The sequence below is a fragment of the Mycobacterium sp. NGS56 genome (assembly GCF_059812425.1).
Map to the genome: position 1 here is coordinate 194,961 of NZ_JCALCQ010000007.1, position 15,609 is coordinate 210,569.

The 15,609-nt window shown below is 68.0% G+C and carries 14 protein-coding genes; 6 read left to right on the forward strand and 8 right to left on the reverse strand.

Going from position 1 to position 15,609, the window contains the following annotated elements; all coding sequences use genetic code 11:
* Positions 1-9 precede the first annotated feature (9 nt).
* Positions 10-1,755: a GMC family oxidoreductase N-terminal domain-containing protein gene (locus AC5Y4F_RS18285; RefSeq protein WP_499997780.1), complete on the forward strand. Its 1,746-nt coding sequence runs from the start codon at positions 10-12 to the stop codon at positions 1,753-1,755.
* Between the two features lie 50 nt (positions 1,756-1,805).
* On the opposite strand, the gene AC5Y4F_RS18290 is transcribed toward AC5Y4F_RS18285, so the two are convergent.
* Positions 1,806-2,708 (reverse strand): TauD/TfdA dioxygenase family protein, encoded by a 903-nt coding sequence (locus AC5Y4F_RS18290; protein WP_499997781.1) that lies wholly within the window; start codon positions 2,706-2,708, stop codon positions 1,806-1,808.
* Positions 2,709-2,769: 61 nt separating this feature from the next.
* Here AC5Y4F_RS18290 and AC5Y4F_RS18295 point away from each other — a divergent pair, with 61 nt between their 5' ends.
* Positions 2,770-3,342: a TetR/AcrR family transcriptional regulator gene (locus tag AC5Y4F_RS18295; RefSeq protein WP_499997782.1), complete on the forward strand. Its 573-nt coding sequence runs from the start codon at positions 2,770-2,772 to the stop codon at positions 3,340-3,342.
* Here the strand turns inward: AC5Y4F_RS18295 and AC5Y4F_RS18300 are convergent.
* From AC5Y4F_RS18300 to AC5Y4F_RS18320, 5 genes are all read right to left on the reverse strand, one after another.
* Complete coding sequence (locus AC5Y4F_RS18300; protein ID WP_499997783.1) at positions 3,339-5,705, reverse strand: glycoside hydrolase family 65 protein; 2,367 nt, start codon at positions 5,703-5,705, stop codon at positions 3,339-3,341. The genes AC5Y4F_RS18295 and AC5Y4F_RS18300 overlap by 4 nt on opposite strands.
* Entirely contained in the window at positions 5,702-6,451 is a 750-nt protein-coding gene (locus AC5Y4F_RS18305) for a beta-phosphoglucomutase family hydrolase (RefSeq protein ID WP_067932719.1), read from the reverse strand. The genes AC5Y4F_RS18300 and AC5Y4F_RS18305 overlap by 4 nt, the downstream gene beginning before the upstream one ends.
* Before the next feature lie 78 nt (positions 6,452-6,529).
* A complete protein-coding gene (locus tag AC5Y4F_RS18310) occupies positions 6,530-7,339 on the reverse strand; it encodes a class I SAM-dependent methyltransferase (protein ID WP_499997784.1) in 810 nt (269 codons plus the stop codon).
* A 25-nt stretch (positions 7,340-7,364) separates the two neighbouring features.
* Entirely contained in the window at positions 7,365-7,919 is a 555-nt protein-coding gene (locus tag AC5Y4F_RS18315) for a methyltransferase domain-containing protein (RefSeq protein ID WP_499997785.1), read from the reverse strand.
* Entirely contained in the window at positions 7,916-9,448 is a 1,533-nt protein-coding gene (locus tag AC5Y4F_RS18320; RefSeq protein ID WP_499997786.1) for an MFS transporter, read from the reverse strand. The genes AC5Y4F_RS18315 and AC5Y4F_RS18320 overlap by 4 nt, the downstream gene beginning before the upstream one ends.
* A gap of 80 nt (positions 9,449-9,528) precedes the next feature.
* Here AC5Y4F_RS18320 and AC5Y4F_RS18325 point away from each other — a divergent pair, with 80 nt between their 5' ends.
* The 4 genes from AC5Y4F_RS18325 (at position 9,529) to AC5Y4F_RS18340 (ending at position 14,253) form a co-directional block, all read left to right on the forward strand.
* Positions 9,529-10,170, forward strand: coding sequence for a winged helix-turn-helix transcriptional regulator (locus AC5Y4F_RS18325; RefSeq protein WP_067932726.1), 642 nt, complete (start codon positions 9,529-9,531; stop codon positions 10,168-10,170).
* A gap of 72 nt (positions 10,171-10,242) precedes the next feature.
* Complete coding sequence (guaA, locus tag AC5Y4F_RS18330; protein WP_369829686.1) at positions 10,243-11,817, forward strand: glutamine-hydrolyzing GMP synthase; 1,575 nt, start codon at positions 10,243-10,245, stop codon at positions 11,815-11,817.
* 173 nt (positions 11,818-11,990) lie between these two features.
* Positions 11,991-12,674 carry a DnaE2-dependent mutagenesis accessory factor ImuA' gene (gene imuA', locus AC5Y4F_RS18335; RefSeq protein ID WP_067932784.1) on the forward strand — a complete coding sequence of 228 codons (684 nt, stop codon included), beginning with the start codon at positions 11,991-11,993 and terminating at the stop codon, positions 12,672-12,674.
* A gap of 46 nt (positions 12,675-12,720) precedes the next feature.
* Positions 12,721-14,253 carry a DNA polymerase Y family protein gene (locus AC5Y4F_RS18340; protein ID WP_499997787.1) on the forward strand — a complete coding sequence of 511 codons (1,533 nt, stop codon included), beginning with the start codon at positions 12,721-12,723 and terminating at the stop codon, positions 14,251-14,253.
* Here AC5Y4F_RS18340 and AC5Y4F_RS18345 read toward each other — a convergent pair.
* Both AC5Y4F_RS18345 and AC5Y4F_RS18350 read right to left on the reverse strand, forming a co-directional pair.
* Positions 14,244-15,422, reverse strand: coding sequence for an alpha-hydroxy-acid oxidizing protein (locus AC5Y4F_RS18345; protein ID WP_067932729.1), 1,179 nt, complete (start codon positions 15,420-15,422; stop codon positions 14,244-14,246). The genes AC5Y4F_RS18340 and AC5Y4F_RS18345 overlap by 10 nt on opposite strands.
* Positions 15,423-15,486: 64 nt before the next feature.
* A partial coding sequence (locus AC5Y4F_RS18350; protein ID WP_499997791.1) for a hypothetical protein occupies positions 15,487-15,609 on the reverse strand: 123 nt, incomplete at its 5' end.

The following is a 15,609-nucleotide window of genomic DNA, read 5'->3' on the forward strand; positions in this document are numbered from 1 at the left end:
ACTGGTGCGATGGAGCCGGATTACGACGTACTGATCATCGGTTCGGGTTTCGGGGGCAGCGTCAGCGCGTTGCGGCTGACCGAAAAGGGCTACCGCGTCGGCGTGTTGGAGGCCGGGCGCCGGTTCGCCGACGAGGATTTTGCCGAGACGTCCTGGGATCTGCGTAAGTTCTTGTGGGCGCCGAAGCTGGGTTGCTACGGGATTCAGCGCATCCACCCGCTGAAGAACGTGTTGATCCTGGCCGGGGCCGGGGTGGGCGGCGGGTCGCTGAACTACGCCAACACGCTGTACGTGCCGCCCGACCCGTTCTTCAACGACCCGCAGTGGAAGCACATCAGCGACTGGCGCGACGAGCTGATGCCGCACTACGAGCAGGCCAAGCGGATGCTCGGCGTGGTGGAGAATCCGACCTTCACCGACGCCGACCGGATCGTTAAAGAGGTCGCGGACGAGATGGGTTGTGGCGACACGTTCGTTCCGACACCGGTCGGCGTGTTCTTCGGCCCCGACGGCACCAAGGCCCCGGGCAAGACCGTGCCGGATCCGTACTTCGGTGGCGCGGGGCCGGAACGCACCGGATGTCTCGAGTGTGGTTGCTGCATGACCGGCTGCCGTTACGGCGCCAAGAACACCCTGCTGAAGAACTACCTCGCCCTCGCGGAATCTGCTGGCGCGCAGGTGATCCCGATGACCACGGTGAAGCGCTTCCAGCAGCGTCCCGATGGGCTGTGGGAGGTCCGCACCGTGCGCACCGGAAGTTGGCTGCGCCGCGACCGGCGCACCTACACCGCGAAGCACGTGGTCCTGGCCGCCGGAACTTGGGGCACCCAGCATCTGCTGTTCAACATGCGCGATCAGGGTCTGCTGCCCCGGCTCTCGAATCGGCTTGGCGTGCTGACCCGCACGAACAGCGAGTCCATCGTCGGCGCCGGGAAGCTCGAGGTCGACCCGAACCTGGACCTGACGCACGGGGTGGCGATCACGTCGTCGATCCACCCGACGTCGGACACCCACATCGAACCGGTCCGCTATGGCAAGGGCTCGAACGCGATGGGGTTGCTGCAGACGCTGATGACCGACGGCCATGGCCCCGAGGGCACCGACGTGCCGCGCTGGAAGCAGCTGTTCGACCAGGCTCGCGAGGACCCGAAGCGGATGCTCCGGCTGCTCAACACCCGCCGGTGGAGCGAACGCACGCTGATCGCCCTGGTGATGCAGCACCTCGACAACTCCATCACCACCTACACCAAGCGCGGCAGGCTGGGCATCCGCTGGTACACCAGCAAGCAGGGACACGGCGAGCCGAACCCGAGCTGGATCCCGGTCGGCAACCAGGTGACCCGGCGCATCGCCGACAAGATTGACGCCGTGGCCGGTGGCACCTGGGGAGAGTTGTTCAACATCCCGCTGACCGCGCATTTCCTCGGCGGCGCCGTGATCGGCGACAATCCCGACCATGGCGTGATCGACCCGTATCACCGGGTCTACGGCTACCCGACGCTGTTCGTGGTAGACGGCGCGGCCATTTCGGCGAACCTGGGCGTCAACCCCTCGTTGTCAATTACCGCCCAGGCCGAGCGTGCCGCGTCGTTGTGGCCGAACAACGGCGAGGCCGACCAGCGCCCAGCGCAGGGCGAGCCGTATCGCCGGCTGGAGCCGATCGCGCCCAAGGCGCCCGTCGTCCCGGCCGATGCGCCCGGCGCGCTGCGCTGGTTGCCGAGCAATCACATCAACTCCGCCGCCGACGCCAGTTAGCTCGTGACGATCGCGAGCGCGGCGAAGCCCGGCGCTGCGGGTCGTCACCATCAACTCGCGAGCACCTCGAGCGGTGCGCCGCTGATCACCCGGCTGCGCTCCCCGCGCACGTTCACCGGTACATCGCCCATCAGGGTGATGCGGTGCATCAGCCGGGGCTGGTCGTCATAGTCGTCGACCGCCCGGTGCTGGGTCGCGCGGTTGTCCCACATGGCGACATCGCCCGGCGCCCAGTTCCAGCGAACTGTATTCTCCGGCAAGGTGATTCGTCGCTGCAGCAGTTCCAGCAGCACGGTGGACTCGTGACTGTCCAGGCCGACGAACCCGCGCACGAAATCACCGGCCAGCAGGGTGCGCTCGCCGGTCTCCGGGTGCACCCGCACCACCGGATGCTCGGTGCGGAAGTCCGGCTTTTCGAACGCCTGCCGGAACGCCCGCTGGGTGTCGCTCATCGACAAGGCCGCCTCTGTGGTCACGTAGTCGTAGCGGTTGGTGTGTAGCGCCCAGAGATTTTCCACCAGACATTTGAGCGGCTCGGGCAGGTGTTGATAGGCGGCCGCGGTCGATGCCCACAGTGTGGAACCGCCGTACGTCGGCAGCTTGACCGCACGCAGGATCGACGCCGCCGGATAGTTGGCGGCGAACGTCACGTCGGTGTGCCAGCGGTTCGCCTTGCCGTACTCGGAGTCGATCGGGGTGATCACCGGGACGGTAGGCGCGGCCAGCGCCCCGGCGGCCGGGTGGCCGATGGGCGTACCCAGGAGCCCGGCGAACGCGAGCTGCTGCTCGTCGTCGAGGTGGTGCTGGTGACGGAAGAAGATCACCTTGTGGGCCAACAGCGCCCGGCGAATCTCCTCGACCGCGTCCCGGTCGAGCTCGCCGTCGAGACGGACCCCGTCCACCCGGGCGCCGATGCGGCTGCCCAGCTTGGTGACGGTTACCTGACCTGTCATTTTCGTCGTCCTTGGATCAAAAGTGCTGTAGTCAGGTGACTACATTTGGTAGTGTAGTCAGATGACTACAGCTTCCGCAACGGGTCGCGGGAAAACGCCCACCGGCCGCACGGAAGTCGCCGCGGCGATCCTGGAGGCCGCCACCGACCTGTTTGCCGAGCGCGGTCCCGCCGCGACGTCCATCCGCGACATCGCCGCGCGATCCAACGTCAACCACGGATTGGTGTTCCGCCACTTCGGCACCAAGGAGCAACTGGTCGGTGCCGTGCTCGATCATCTCGGCGCGAACCTGAGCGCCCTGCTGGGCACCGATACGCCCGCGGCCGTGCTGGAGAGTTCTCTGGACCGGCAGATGCGGGTGATGGCCCGGACCGTCCTGGACGGCTATCCGGCGGGCCAGCTACAGAAACGCTTTCCCAACATCGCGACGCTGCTCGACGGCGTGCGGCCACATTACGACGATGAGGTCAAGGCCCGGGTCGCGGTCGCCAATGCCCTTGCCCTGCAATTCGGTTGGCGGTTGTTCGCGCCAATCCTGCGCGCGGCCACCGGGATCGACAGCCTGACGGACGCCGAACTCCGCCAGGCTGTCGGCGCCGAGGTGCAACGGATTCTCGAGCCCTCCGACCCTTAGTGACGACGCGAGAGCGCCCGTCGGTGCATGGGCGCGCGGCCGGGCGGCTGGTGCGGCGGCGGCAGCAGTGGTTTGCGGGGATGTATTGCGACTGTCGTCGCGGAGTCGGTGCTCAGCTCGAGCTCTTCGCCGGCGTGCCGAATTGTCAGTTCGCCGCCTGGGCCGTCGCGCAGCGTGTAGGTGACCTCGGCGTGGTTGACGTCCACGGTGACCCGGAAGTCGCGCCACCGCAGCCGGAACCGTAGCCGCGAAATGCCGTCGGGCAGTTGGGGATCCAACGCCAGAATGCCCTCGTCGTCACGCAGGCCGCCGAAGCCGGCCACCAGCGCGGTCCAGGCACCCGCGAGCGAGGCCATGTGCAGGCCGTCACGGGTGTTGTGGTGCAGGTCCCGCAGATCGATCAGGGCGGCCTCATACGCATAGTCGTGCGCGAGGTCCAAGTGCCCGACCTCGGCGCACATCACCGCCTGCGTGCAGGCCGACAGTGACGAGTCACGCACCATGCGTGACTCGTAATAGTCCACGTTGCGGGCCTTCTGCTCGGGCGTGAACGCGTGGCTCTGCCAATGCATCGCCAGCACCAGGTCGGCCTGCTTGATCACCTGCGCGGGGTACAGCCGCACGTAGGCCTCGTGCAACAGCAGCGGGTAGGTCGTGTTGCGATCGAAGTCCCATTCGGCGTAGGTGGTGAATCCCTCGCACTGCTGATGCACCCCAAGCCCGGAGTCGTACGGAATGTTGGCGGCCTCGGCGGCATCGCGCCAGTACGCCGTCTCCTCGGTGGTGACTCCCAGCGCCTTGGCCACATCGGGGTGGCGGTTGCAGGCTTCGGCCGCGACGCGCAGATTGTGCGCGGCCATCAGGTTGGTGAACGCGTTGTCGCGCACTATCGCCGTGTACTCGTCGGGGCCGGTGACGCCGTCGAGGTGCCAGACGCCGTGCCGGTCGTGATGCCCAAGCGAGAGCCAGAGCCGGGCGGTCTCGACCAGCACCTGCAGCCCGCACTCGGCTTCCAGGTCCTGGTCCCCGGTGACGATGCGGTAGCGCTCGAAGGCCATCGCGATGTCGGCGTTGATGTGCCATGCCGCCGTGCCGGCCGGCCAGTAGGCCGAGCACTCCTGCCCGCGGATGGTCCGCCACGGAAAGGCGGCGCCTTCCAAGCCCAACTCGGCCGCCCGCTCCTGGGCCAAATCCAGGGTGGAGGCGCGCCAGCGCAGCGCATCGGCAACGGTGTGCGGTGCGGTGTAGGTGAGCACCGGCAGCACGTAACCCTCGGTGTCCCAGAAGGCGTGGCCGTCATACCCGGTTCCGGTGAGCCCCTTGGCGGCGATCGCGCGACGTTCGGCGCGGGCGCTGGCCTGCAGCAGGTGGAACAGCCCGAAACGTACGGCCTGCTGGGATTCGGAGTCGCCTTCGACCTCGACGTCGGCGCAATCCCAGAAATCGTCCAGATACCTGCGTTGGGAATCCAACAGCCCCTGCCAGCCGCTGTAACGACCGCTGTGCAGCGCGGCGGCGACCTGGTCACGCAGTGCCGGGCGCGAACGCATGCTCGACCAGCCGTAGGCGATGTATTTGACGATGCGCAGCCGCTGTCCCTCGCGCAGGCCGCAGATGACGGTGGTCCGCGCCAGATCGGCGCGCGCATCGGTGCCGACCTCGACGCGTCCGGGCACGTCGACCTCGTGATCCATACCGGCGGCCATCATCAGCGCACTGCTGCGCGTCCGGTGCATGAGAACCGCTCCGGTGTCCGTTTTTTCGTGAGCGACCTCTTCGAGGGGGTTTTCCAGGATGGCCGCCACCCGCGGGTCGCCGGAGGTCTGTGGCTGGTCCTCGTTGGTGACCAGCTCGGATTGCACCGTCACCCGAACGAATTCGTCGATCGCTTCCACGCAGTATTCGATGGCGGCCAGGCCGCGCTGGACCAGGGAGACCAGCCGGGTGGAGACCACCTTGACCTCTTTACCCGCGGGCGAGCGCCAGTGCGCCGTGCGGGTCAGCGTTCCGGCGCGCAGGTCCAGATTCCGCTCGTGGGAGAGCAATTCGCCGTAGCGGACGTCGAACGGCTCGTCCTCGACGAGCAGCCGGATGATCTTGCCGTTGGTGACGTCTACCAGCGTCTGCCCGGCTTCGGGGTAGCCATAACCGGCCTCGGCGTAGGGCAGCGGCCGGATCTCGTAGAAGGAGTTCAGGTAGGTGCCCGGCAGGCCGTACGGCTCGCCCTCGTCGAGGTTGCCGCGCAGCCCGATGTGCCCGTTGGACAGGGTGAACAGGGATTCGGACTGCGCCAGCAGGTTGAGGTCGAGCTGGGTTTCGCGCACGTGCCAGGGATCAACGGGGAACGCTTCGTCGGTGATCATGACTGCAGCAACTCGGCGAGGTCCTTGACGACCACGTCGGCGCCGTTGCGGCGTAAGTCCTCGGCTTGGCCCACCCGGTCGACACCTACCACGAACCCAAAGTTACCGGCCCGGCCGGCTTCCACCCCGGACAGGGCGTCCTCGAACACGGCCGCGGCGTCGGCGGGGACGTCGAGCAGCTGGGCCCCGCGCAGGTAGGAGTCGGGGGCCGGCTTGCCGGCGATGTGTTCGTCGCGCAAAGTGATGCCGTCCACCCGCTGCTGCACGAACCGGTCCAGACCGGTGATCTCGAGGACGTCGCGGGTGTTGGCGCTCGATGACACCACCGCGATCGCCAGCCCCGCGGCCGACACCGCCTCGAGGTAGCGCCGCGACCCGTCGAACACCTTGACCCCGTCCTCCTTCAAGACCTTCTGGAACATTTCGTTCTTGCGGTTGCCCAGGCCGTAGATCGTCTCGGCGTCGTCGGGATCGTCGGGGCTGCCGTCGGGCAGGTGGATGCCGCGACTTTCCAGGAACGAGCGGACGCCGTCCTCGCGTTTTTTGCCGTCGACGTATTCGCGGTAGTCGGCCGCCTCGTCGAAGGGAACGAACTCATCTCCGGTGCGCCTTGCCCGGTCCGACAAATAGGCGTCGAACATGGCCTTCCAGGCTTTGGTGTGCACGCTGGCGGTGTCGGTGAGCACACCGTCGAGATCGAACAGGCAGGCACGGACTTTCTCGGGCAGACCCAGCGCTGAGCTCACCGGCGGTCCTCGCTTCCTGGTCTCGGGGCTGGTTAACCGATACCCACTTCACCACGCCCGCTATGCGTGTCGCCAGGTTCACGCGCCGATTGCCGTCGCAACCCCCTGAATCGCGCGAAGTCTCCCATCGGCCAGCGCTCGGGTGAGGTTCTGGGCCTTGCGCCGAAAGTCGGAGACAAACGCGTGCAGGCCGAGTGGTTGGGGTGGCTGGCTCAGCAATGCCTGCATGAATGCGCTGGCCTGCTCGGTGAGGTCGTTCCACTCCTTGACCGCGAACCCGGCGGTGGTTACCAGGGCGCGCAGCTCGCCAGGGCTGACGAGGTGGCTGTTGGCGGGTGCGTCGGACCAGGGCAGCGGAAAATCGAGCCTGCGGTGATCGCCAATCGTCAGATCCCACAAGGCCAGCCGGCCTCCCCGCGCGAGCACGCGGCGGGCCTCGTTGTACAGGCGCGCCTTGTCGGCCACGTTCATCTGCACGTGCTGGCTGACAACGACGTCGAAGGAGCCGTCGGGGAAGGGCAAGGCGGTGACGTCGCCCTGCGCAACGGTGATCGAATCATCAAGCCCGACAAGTCGATTGAGCCAGCGTTGCGTGTTGCAATACTCGGTGGTGAGATCCACCGCGCTGACCGCGCAGCCGTAGGTGGAGGCGAGGTAGCGCGCGCTGCCGCCGATCCCGCTGCCCGCGTCGAGGACCCTGTCGTCATCGGTGACCCGGCAAACCTCCACCAACTGTGCGGTGGCGAAGCGGCCCATGGTGTGAAAGTCCTCCAGCGGCGCCAGGTCCGCGGGCGCAAGGCGCTCGAGATCCTTACCGGCGTCGATCAGGGCCCGCTCGATGTTGGGCCGCGAAAGCCCGGTCGAGTACTGGTTTTCGATGCTCCTCATTTCCGCACCTGCACCCATGCGGTGATTATCGGGGGCATCGCGATGAGGGCGTTGGCCTCGAGCGCTTCTCGACGGAATTGTCCGATGAAAGTGTCGATGTCGATTTCGATGCGAAACCGTGTTGTTCAGCGACCGGGGACACCAGTCGCCAGACTTCCGCGGCACAGGCCAACAGCTCGGTGTCGGCGGCGGTACCGATCGGCGTCCCCCGGGTGAGGCGCGGGGTGCCCAGGCCCGCGTCCACCGGGTGGTCCGGCACGATCTCGTCAACCGCGGCCTGCGTGAAACGAACAGTGGACAAACCCTTTTCGCGAGCACGAGCGCGGGCCAACTCGACCATTGCGGGCGCGGCGTCGACACCCAGAACGGTCCCCGTCGGACCGACCAGCCGCGCGGCGACGAACGACACGTCGCCGGGCCCTGACCCGATATCGAGCACCCGCATGCCCGGCCGCAGCCCGGCCAGTCGCAGCGCGTGCTCGGTGTAGTGGTCGTACAGCCGACCTTGCAGGAGGAGCCGCTGCACCTGCGCGTCGGCGTGGCCCAAGACGTAGGTGCTGCCTTGTGGTGCGTTGCTCATCGTGCTGCAACCTTTTCTCGTTGACGCGCCTGTTCCCTGGCTGGGAGCAGCCAGCCGACGACGACCGCCGCGCCCAGCGCGATGCCCGCGCACACCAGCGAACTGACCCGCAGGCCGTCCAGGAACGCGCGGTCGACGGCGGCGCGCACCTGGCCGGCTTGCTGGGTGGGCAGGCGCTGAATCACTGTGTGCGCGAACGCCATCGAGTGGCGCATCGCGTCGGCGGGCAATCCCGTCAGCGCGGCCGCACCGAGGTGCCCGGAGTACACCGAAGCGAAGATGCTGCCCGCGATGGCGACGCCGAGGGTGCCGCCCAACTCGCGTGTCGTGTCGTTGACGGCCGAACCCACGCCGGCCTTGTCGACCGGCAGCGATCCCATGATGGCCTCCGTGGCCGGCGAGAAGGTCAGCCCTAGGCCGCCGCCGAGCAGCAGCATCTGTGTGGCGATCTGGCTGTACGGCGTGGCTCCGTCGGCGGTGGACGCCCAGGCCAGGCCGGCCGCAAACACGGTAAGTCCGGCGGCGACGACCGCGGTGGTGCCAACCCGTTCGACCAGTCGGGGCCCCAGCACGCTCGCCATGGCGATCGAGGCGGCGACGGGTAGCAGGCGCACGCCGGCCTGAAACGCGGTGTAGTCCTTGATGAACTGGAAGTACTGGGTGATGACGAAGATGAAGCCGAACAGGGTGAGAAAACCGGCGGTCACCGCCAGGCTGCCGCCGGAGAACCGGCGGTTGAAGAACACAGAGACGTCGAGCATCGGATGGGTGCAGCGCCGTTCCCAGCGCGCAAAAGCGCCGAGAAAGATTGCGGCGAAGGCGAATCCGGCCGCGGTCCGGCCGTCGGTCCACCCCCACGTGGGCGCCTCGATGACCGTGTAGACCAGTGTGGTGATTCCGGTTGCGGACAGGACGAGGCCGGGGACGTCGACGCGGGGCGCCGCAGGGTCTCGCGAGGTGGGTACGAACAGCGCGGCGCCGATGATGGCGAGCGCCGCGATCGGAATGTTGACCATGAATATCGAGCCCCACCAGAAGTGTTCGAGCAGCCATCCGCCGCTGATCGGCCCGACGGCGACGCCGACGCCGACCATGGCCGCCCACAGCCCGATCGCCTTGGCTCGCGGTATCGGGTCGGTGAAGATGTTGGTAATGAGCCCCAGCGTGGTCGGGAAGATGACCGCGGCGCCCACGCCCATGGCCGCGCGCGCCGCGATCAATGCGTCCGCCGAATGCATCTGTGCGGCAACCGCAGATGTGCCGGCGAACAGTGCGAGCCCGGAGTTCAGCCAGCCTCGCCTGCCGTAGCGGTCGGAAAGGCTGCCCGCCGAGAGAAGCAGTCCCGACATCACCAGGGTGTAGGCGTCGACGATCCATTGCAGTTGTGCGGTGTCGGCGCCGAGTTCACGCGACAGGGTGGGCAGCGCGACGTTGACGATGGTGGCGTCGACGCTGATGACGAAGACGCCGAGGCAGATGACGCTCAGGGCAGCGATGGGGTGGGTCCGGAGGGTCGGGTCGGTGCGCATGGACAAAACAGTAAATTTGATAGACAAATAAATCAAGTACTAGGTTGAAAAATATGTCTGGCAGCGGTTAAAGTGACGGGGTGGCGTCCCGCAGGAACTACAACCAGAACTGCCCGATCGCGCGCGGCCTCGATGTCCTGGGCGAGCGCTGGACATTGCTGATCCTGCGCGAGCTCGTCGGCGGAGCCCGTCGCTACGGCGACCTGCGAGCCGAACTGCCCGGTATCGCAACAAATCTGCTCGCCGAGCGGCTCAAGGAGCTGCAGGATGCCAGGCTCGTCGAGCGGGCCGACCTACCGGCGCCGATCGGTCGCACCGTCTACACGCTCAGTGATCTGGGCTGGCAGCGGGTGCTGCCCATCCTGCAGGGTCTCGCGTGGTTCGGGGTGGACCACCTGGACCCGATCGGCGACGCGCCGGTTTCACCGCTCAACGGGTTTCTGGCCGGGATACTGCTCGGCTTCAACTCCGGTGCGGCGGCGGGGCTGGAGGCGACGTACCGCGTCGAGATCGACGGTCGCCGTTTCGAATTCGCCGTCACGCAGGGCCGCCTGGGTCCGGCTCGCGGTGAGCCCGCGGTCACCTGCACGGCCGTGGCCGCGGATCTCGTCACCGCCCGGCTCGGGGCCGAAGAAGGCGACCGCAACGCCGCCCTGCGGCGAATCAAGTTCGACGGCGACGCCGCGGCCGTCGGCGCGCTGCGCACCGCGTTTGGGCTATAGCCGTCCGGGGCGGAGACGACGCAGGTAGCCACTAGACTCGCGTGCGTGGCCGACCCCACCGAAACCCCTGAAATCGAGGTGTCCGATGCGTCCGGAGCGCCGGCCCGACCCGTGCTCGTCGTGGACTTCGGCGCGCAGTATGCGCAGCTGATCGCCCGCCGTGTCCGTGAGGCGCGGGTGTTCTCCGAGGTCATACCGCACACCACGACGGTCGAGGAGATCAAGGCCCGTGATCCGCTGGCGCTGGTGCTCTCCGGCGGGCCGTCCAGCGTCTACGCCGACGGCGCGCCCCAGATCGATCCGGCCCTGTTCGATCTCGGGGTTCCGGTATTCGGCATCTGTTACGGGTTTCAGGCCATGGCTCAGGCCCTGGGTGGGACCGTCGCGCACACCGGCACCAGCGAATACGGCCGTACCGAGCTGAAAGTTCTTGGTGGCGAGCTGCATTCGGGATTGCCGAGTTCGCAACCGGTGTGGATGAGCCATGGCGACGCGGTCACGGCCGCACCGGACGGGTTCGAGGTGGTGGCCCGCAGCTCCGGCGCTTCGGTGGCCGGCTTCGAGAACCGGCAGCGGCGCCTGGCGGGCGTGCAGTATCACCCCGAGGTCATGCACACCCCGCACGGGCAGCAGGTGCTCAGCCGCTTTCTGCACGACTTCGCCGGGCTGGGCGCGGACTGGACCGCCGCGAACATCGCCGGTGTGCTGATCGAGCAGGTGCGCGCCCAGATCGGCGATGGTCGGGCGATCTGCGGGCTGTCCGGCGGCGTGGATTCCGCGGTGGCCGCCGCGCTGGTGCAGCGGGCCATCGGTGACCGGTTGACCTGTGTCTTCGTCGACCACGGGCTGCTACGCGCCGGAGAGCGCGCACAGGTGCAACGCGACTTCGTGGCCGCCACCGGCGCCAACCTGGTCACCGTCGATGCCGCCGACACCTTCCTGGATGCGCTCGCGGGAGTGACCAATCCGGAAGGCAAGCGCAAAATCATCGGCCGCCAGTTCATCCGGGCCTTCGAGGGCGCGGTGCGAGACATCGTGGGCGACAGTGATTCTGACGTTGAGTTCCTGGTGCAGGGCACGCTGTATCCGGACGTGGTGGAGTCCGGTGGCGGCAGCGGCACCGCGAACATCAAGAGTCACCACAACGTTGGCGGCTTGCCCGGCGACCTGAAGTTCAAGCTCGTAGAGCCGTTGCGGCTGCTGTTCAAGGATGAAGTTCGCGCCGTCGGTCGCGAGCTGGGTCTGCCCGAGGAAATCGTTGCGCGCCAACCCTTCCCGGGCCCCGGCCTGGGAATTCGTATCGTCGGGGAGGTCACCGCGCCGCGGTTGGACACCCTGCGGCGTGCGGATTCGATCGCGCGCGAGGAACTCACCGCGGCGGGCCTGGACACCCTGATCTGGCAGTGCCCGGTGGTGCTGCTGGGCGAGGTCCGCTCGGTCGGTGTGCAGGGCGACAATCGCACCTATGGGCACCCGATCGTGCTGCGGCCGGTGACCAGTGAGGACGCTATGACCGCCGACTGGACCCGGGTTCCCTACGAGGTGCTCGAGCGCATCTCGACCCGCATCACCAACGAGGTGGCCGAGGTCAACCGCGTGGTGCTGGACATCACCAGCAAACCGCCCGGCACCATCGAGTGGGAGTAGCCGGCCGTCGCGAAAATGCGGCCACATTGCACCCATCTGCCACACCAGTACCGATCGCATAACACTGTCCCTCACGTCGCTTGACGGTTGTCAGAGGGCGGGTGTTTACTTCGAAATGTATCGAACATACATTCGAATACACTCGCTGAAAGCTGGTGATAGGAGGCTGGGTCATGACTGCGGCCTTTGCCTCCAGTCGCCGCCGGGAAACCCGTGCTGAGCAGCTGGAATCGCTTCGCCGGCGGATGGCGAGCATCTCCGGGAAGAAGGCCGCCCCGGCCGCCGCCGCGCCCGCCGAGGACCTGCTACCGAACTCCGAATCCCAGCTGGCCCTCCCGCCGTGGCTGGCCGAACTGCTGCCCGTGCCGGTACCGCGGGGATCGGTCGCGGTGCTCTCGGGTGCCCGGTCGCTGCTGTTGAGCATGGTCGCCGCCGTCACGGCGGCCGGCGGCAACGCCGCAATCGTCGGCCAGCCGGACATCGGGCTGCTGGCCGCCGCGGAGATGGGGGCGGATCTGAGCCGCCTCGCGGTGATACCAGATCCCGGCACCGATCCGGTGGAGGTGGCCGCGGTGCTCGTCGACGGCATGGATCTGGTGGTCCTGGGGCTGGGCGGGCGCCACGTGCCGCACACCCGGGCGCGGGCGGTGGTGGCCCGCGCCCGGAACAAGGGCTGCACCCTGTTGGTCACCGGCGGCGATTGGCAGGGGGCCCCGACGCGCCTTGCCGCCCGGGTCTGTGGTTATGAGATCACCGCAGACGGCCGTCCCGGATTCGGCCGGATCGGCGAGGTGCGGCTGCAGGTCAGCGGTACGTGCGCGGGACGACGGGTGATGACCCAATCGCGGGCCGGGTAGCACCGTGGTATCCCCTTCTGGCTCAAGGGTTCTGGCGATCTGGTGCATGGATTGGCCCGCGGTCGCGGCGGCCACGGCCGCGGGTCTGTCCGCGACCGCCCCGATCGCGGTCACCCTGGCCAACCGGGTGATCGCCTGCTCGTCGGCCGCCCGCGCGGCGGGGGTGCGGCGGGGGCTGCGACGCCGCGAGGCGGCCGCCCGATGCCCGCAGTTGCACGTCACCGCCGCCGACGCGGACCGCGATGCCCGCTTTTTCGAGGCGGTGATCGCCGCGGTGGACGACCTGGTGCCCCGCGCCGAAGTGCTGCGGCCCGGGCTCCTGGTGTTGCCGGTGCGCGGGGCGGCCCGCTATTTCGGCTCCGAGGCCACCGCCGCCGAGCGGCTGATCGACGCGGTGGCCGCCGCCGGCGCCGAGTGTCAGGCCGGGGTCGCCGACCGGCTGTCCACCGCGGTCTTCGCGGCGCGGGCGGGCCGTGTCGTCGAGCCAGGAGGTGACGCGAAGTTTTTGTCGGTGCTGTCCATCCGCCAACTTGCCACCGAGCCGAGCCTGTCCGGCGCCGGTCGCGAAGAGCTGACGGACCTGTTGTGGCGGATGGGGATTCGCACCATAGGGCAGTTCGCCGCGTTATCGCGCAGCGACGTGGCTTCCCGGTTCGGCGCCGACGGGGTGACCGCGCACCGGTTGGCCCGCGGCGAACCCGAACGGCCGCCGTCGGGCCGGGAGCCGCCGGCCGAACTCGAGGCCGTGCTGGACTGCGATCCGCCGATCGACCGGGTCGATGCCGCGGCGTTCGCCGGGCGTTCGCTGGCCGGCAGGTTGCATCAGACGCTGATGGCAGCCGGGGTGGGATGCACCCGGCTGGCCATCCACGCCGTCACCGCCAACGGCGAAGAACTGCACCGGGTGTGGCGGTGCGCCGAGCCGTTGACCGAGGACGCCACCGCCGACCGGGTGCGCTGGCAGCTCGACGGATGGTTGACCAGCCGCACCGCGCACAATCCCCGTCCCACCGCTGCGGTGACGCTGTTGCGGGTCAAGGCGGTGGAGGTGGTATCCGCCGAGGCGCTGCAGTTGCCGCTCTGGGGTGGCCTGGGCGAGGAGGACAGGCTGCGGGCCCGCAGGGCGCTGGTGCGGGTGCAGGGCCTGCTCGGCCCGGAGGCGGTGCGAGTGCCGGTGCTGTCCGGCGGGCGCGGCCCGGCCGAGCGGATCACGCTGATCCCGCTCGGCGACGAGCCGGTGCCGCGGGCCGATCCCGATCCGCCGTGGCCCGGGCGGCTGCCCGAGCCGTCACCGGCGGTCCTGCTTGACGACCCGGTGGAACTGCTTGACGCCCAAGGGAACCCGATACGGGTGACCATCCGGGGGCTGTTCTCCGCCGACCCCGCGCGCATGATCGCCCACGGCCGCGACGATCGGCTGTGCTGGTGGTCGGGGCCCTGGCCGGTCGACGAGCGATGGTGGGATCCCGAATTGAGCAAGGGGCGCACCGCCCGCGCCCAGGTCTTGCTAAAGGACGAGCGGGCCTTTCTGCTGTGCTACCGCCGGCGGCGCTGGTACCTCGAGGGAAGCTACGAGTAACTTTGCGCTTCAGCGTATTCGACGCGCTGCAACGCGTCGGGGGTCAGATCTTTGAGCGAGGGATATCCGTCGACGGCCATGATCAGATCCGCTTCGGCCAGCAGCGAGCGCAGCACATGCACGATGCCGTCCACGCCACCGACGGCCAGACCATAGGCGTAGGGCCGACCGATCCCCACGGCGGTCGCGCCCAGCGCCAGGGCTTTGATGATGTCGGCGCCGCCGCGCACGCCCGAGTCAAACAGCACCGGCATCCCGTCGGCGGCCTCGATCACCGCGGGCAAGCAATCCAAGCAGGGCAGTCCGCCGTTGGCTTGCCGACCGCCGTGGTTGGAGCAGTAAATGCCATCCACGCCAATATCTTTGGCGCGCCGAACGTCGTCGGGGTGGCAGATGCCCTTGACCATCAGCGGCAGGCTGGTCTCGGACCGTAGCCATTCCAGGTCCGACCACCGGAACGGCCCACCGAAGATCGGCAGCTTGCGCACCGCCGCCTCGGTGGCGTCTTCACCCGGTTTCAGATTGGCGCGGAAAACCGGATCGCTGGTGTAGTTGGCCAGGCAGCCACTGGGCACCTGCGGGTAGTTCCCGCCCTTCAGGTCGCGGGGGCGCCAGCCGGTGACCCACGTGTCCAGGGTGACGGCGATGCCTTTGAAGCCGGCCGCCTCGGCCCGGTGCACCAGGCTGGTGGCCATCTCGCGGTCCGGCGGCGTGTACAGCTGGAAAAACGCCGGGGTATCGCCGAGCTCGGCGGCGAGGTCTTCCATCGGGTCGGCCGACAGTGTCCCCACGAAGAACGGCACACCCGTGCGGACCGAGGCCCGCGCGCACAGCATGTCCCCGTGGCCGTTCGGGTCGCACACCCCGATGACGCCGATTGGCGCCATGAATATCGGAGAACCGAACTCGATGCCGAACAGCTCGACCGACATATCGCGCTGCTCGGGGGCGATCCCCATGCGCGGATACAACCCCCACCGCTTGAAAGCCTCGCAGTTGATGCGCTGAGTGTGCTCATCACCCGCGCCGCCGGCCACATATCCCAGCACTTTCGGCGTCATCGCCGCCGACGCCTTCTTCTCCAGCTCCTCGAACCTGATCGGGTACTGCGGCTGATTGCCATGCAGCGACTGGTCGTACAACTCGTTTTGATACTCGGCGAAAGCCATAGTCGCTGACTTCCCCGTGCTTGCATCACCAAACGAGCGCTCGAGGATCAGACCCCGCGGTCTATCAGTAACGCCCGAAGGCGATGGCCACGTTGTGTCCGCCGAACCCGAACGAGTTGTTGATCGCGTACTCGTAGGTGCCCGGCCGTGGTTTGCCCGCGACGACGTCGAGGTCGATTTCGGGGTC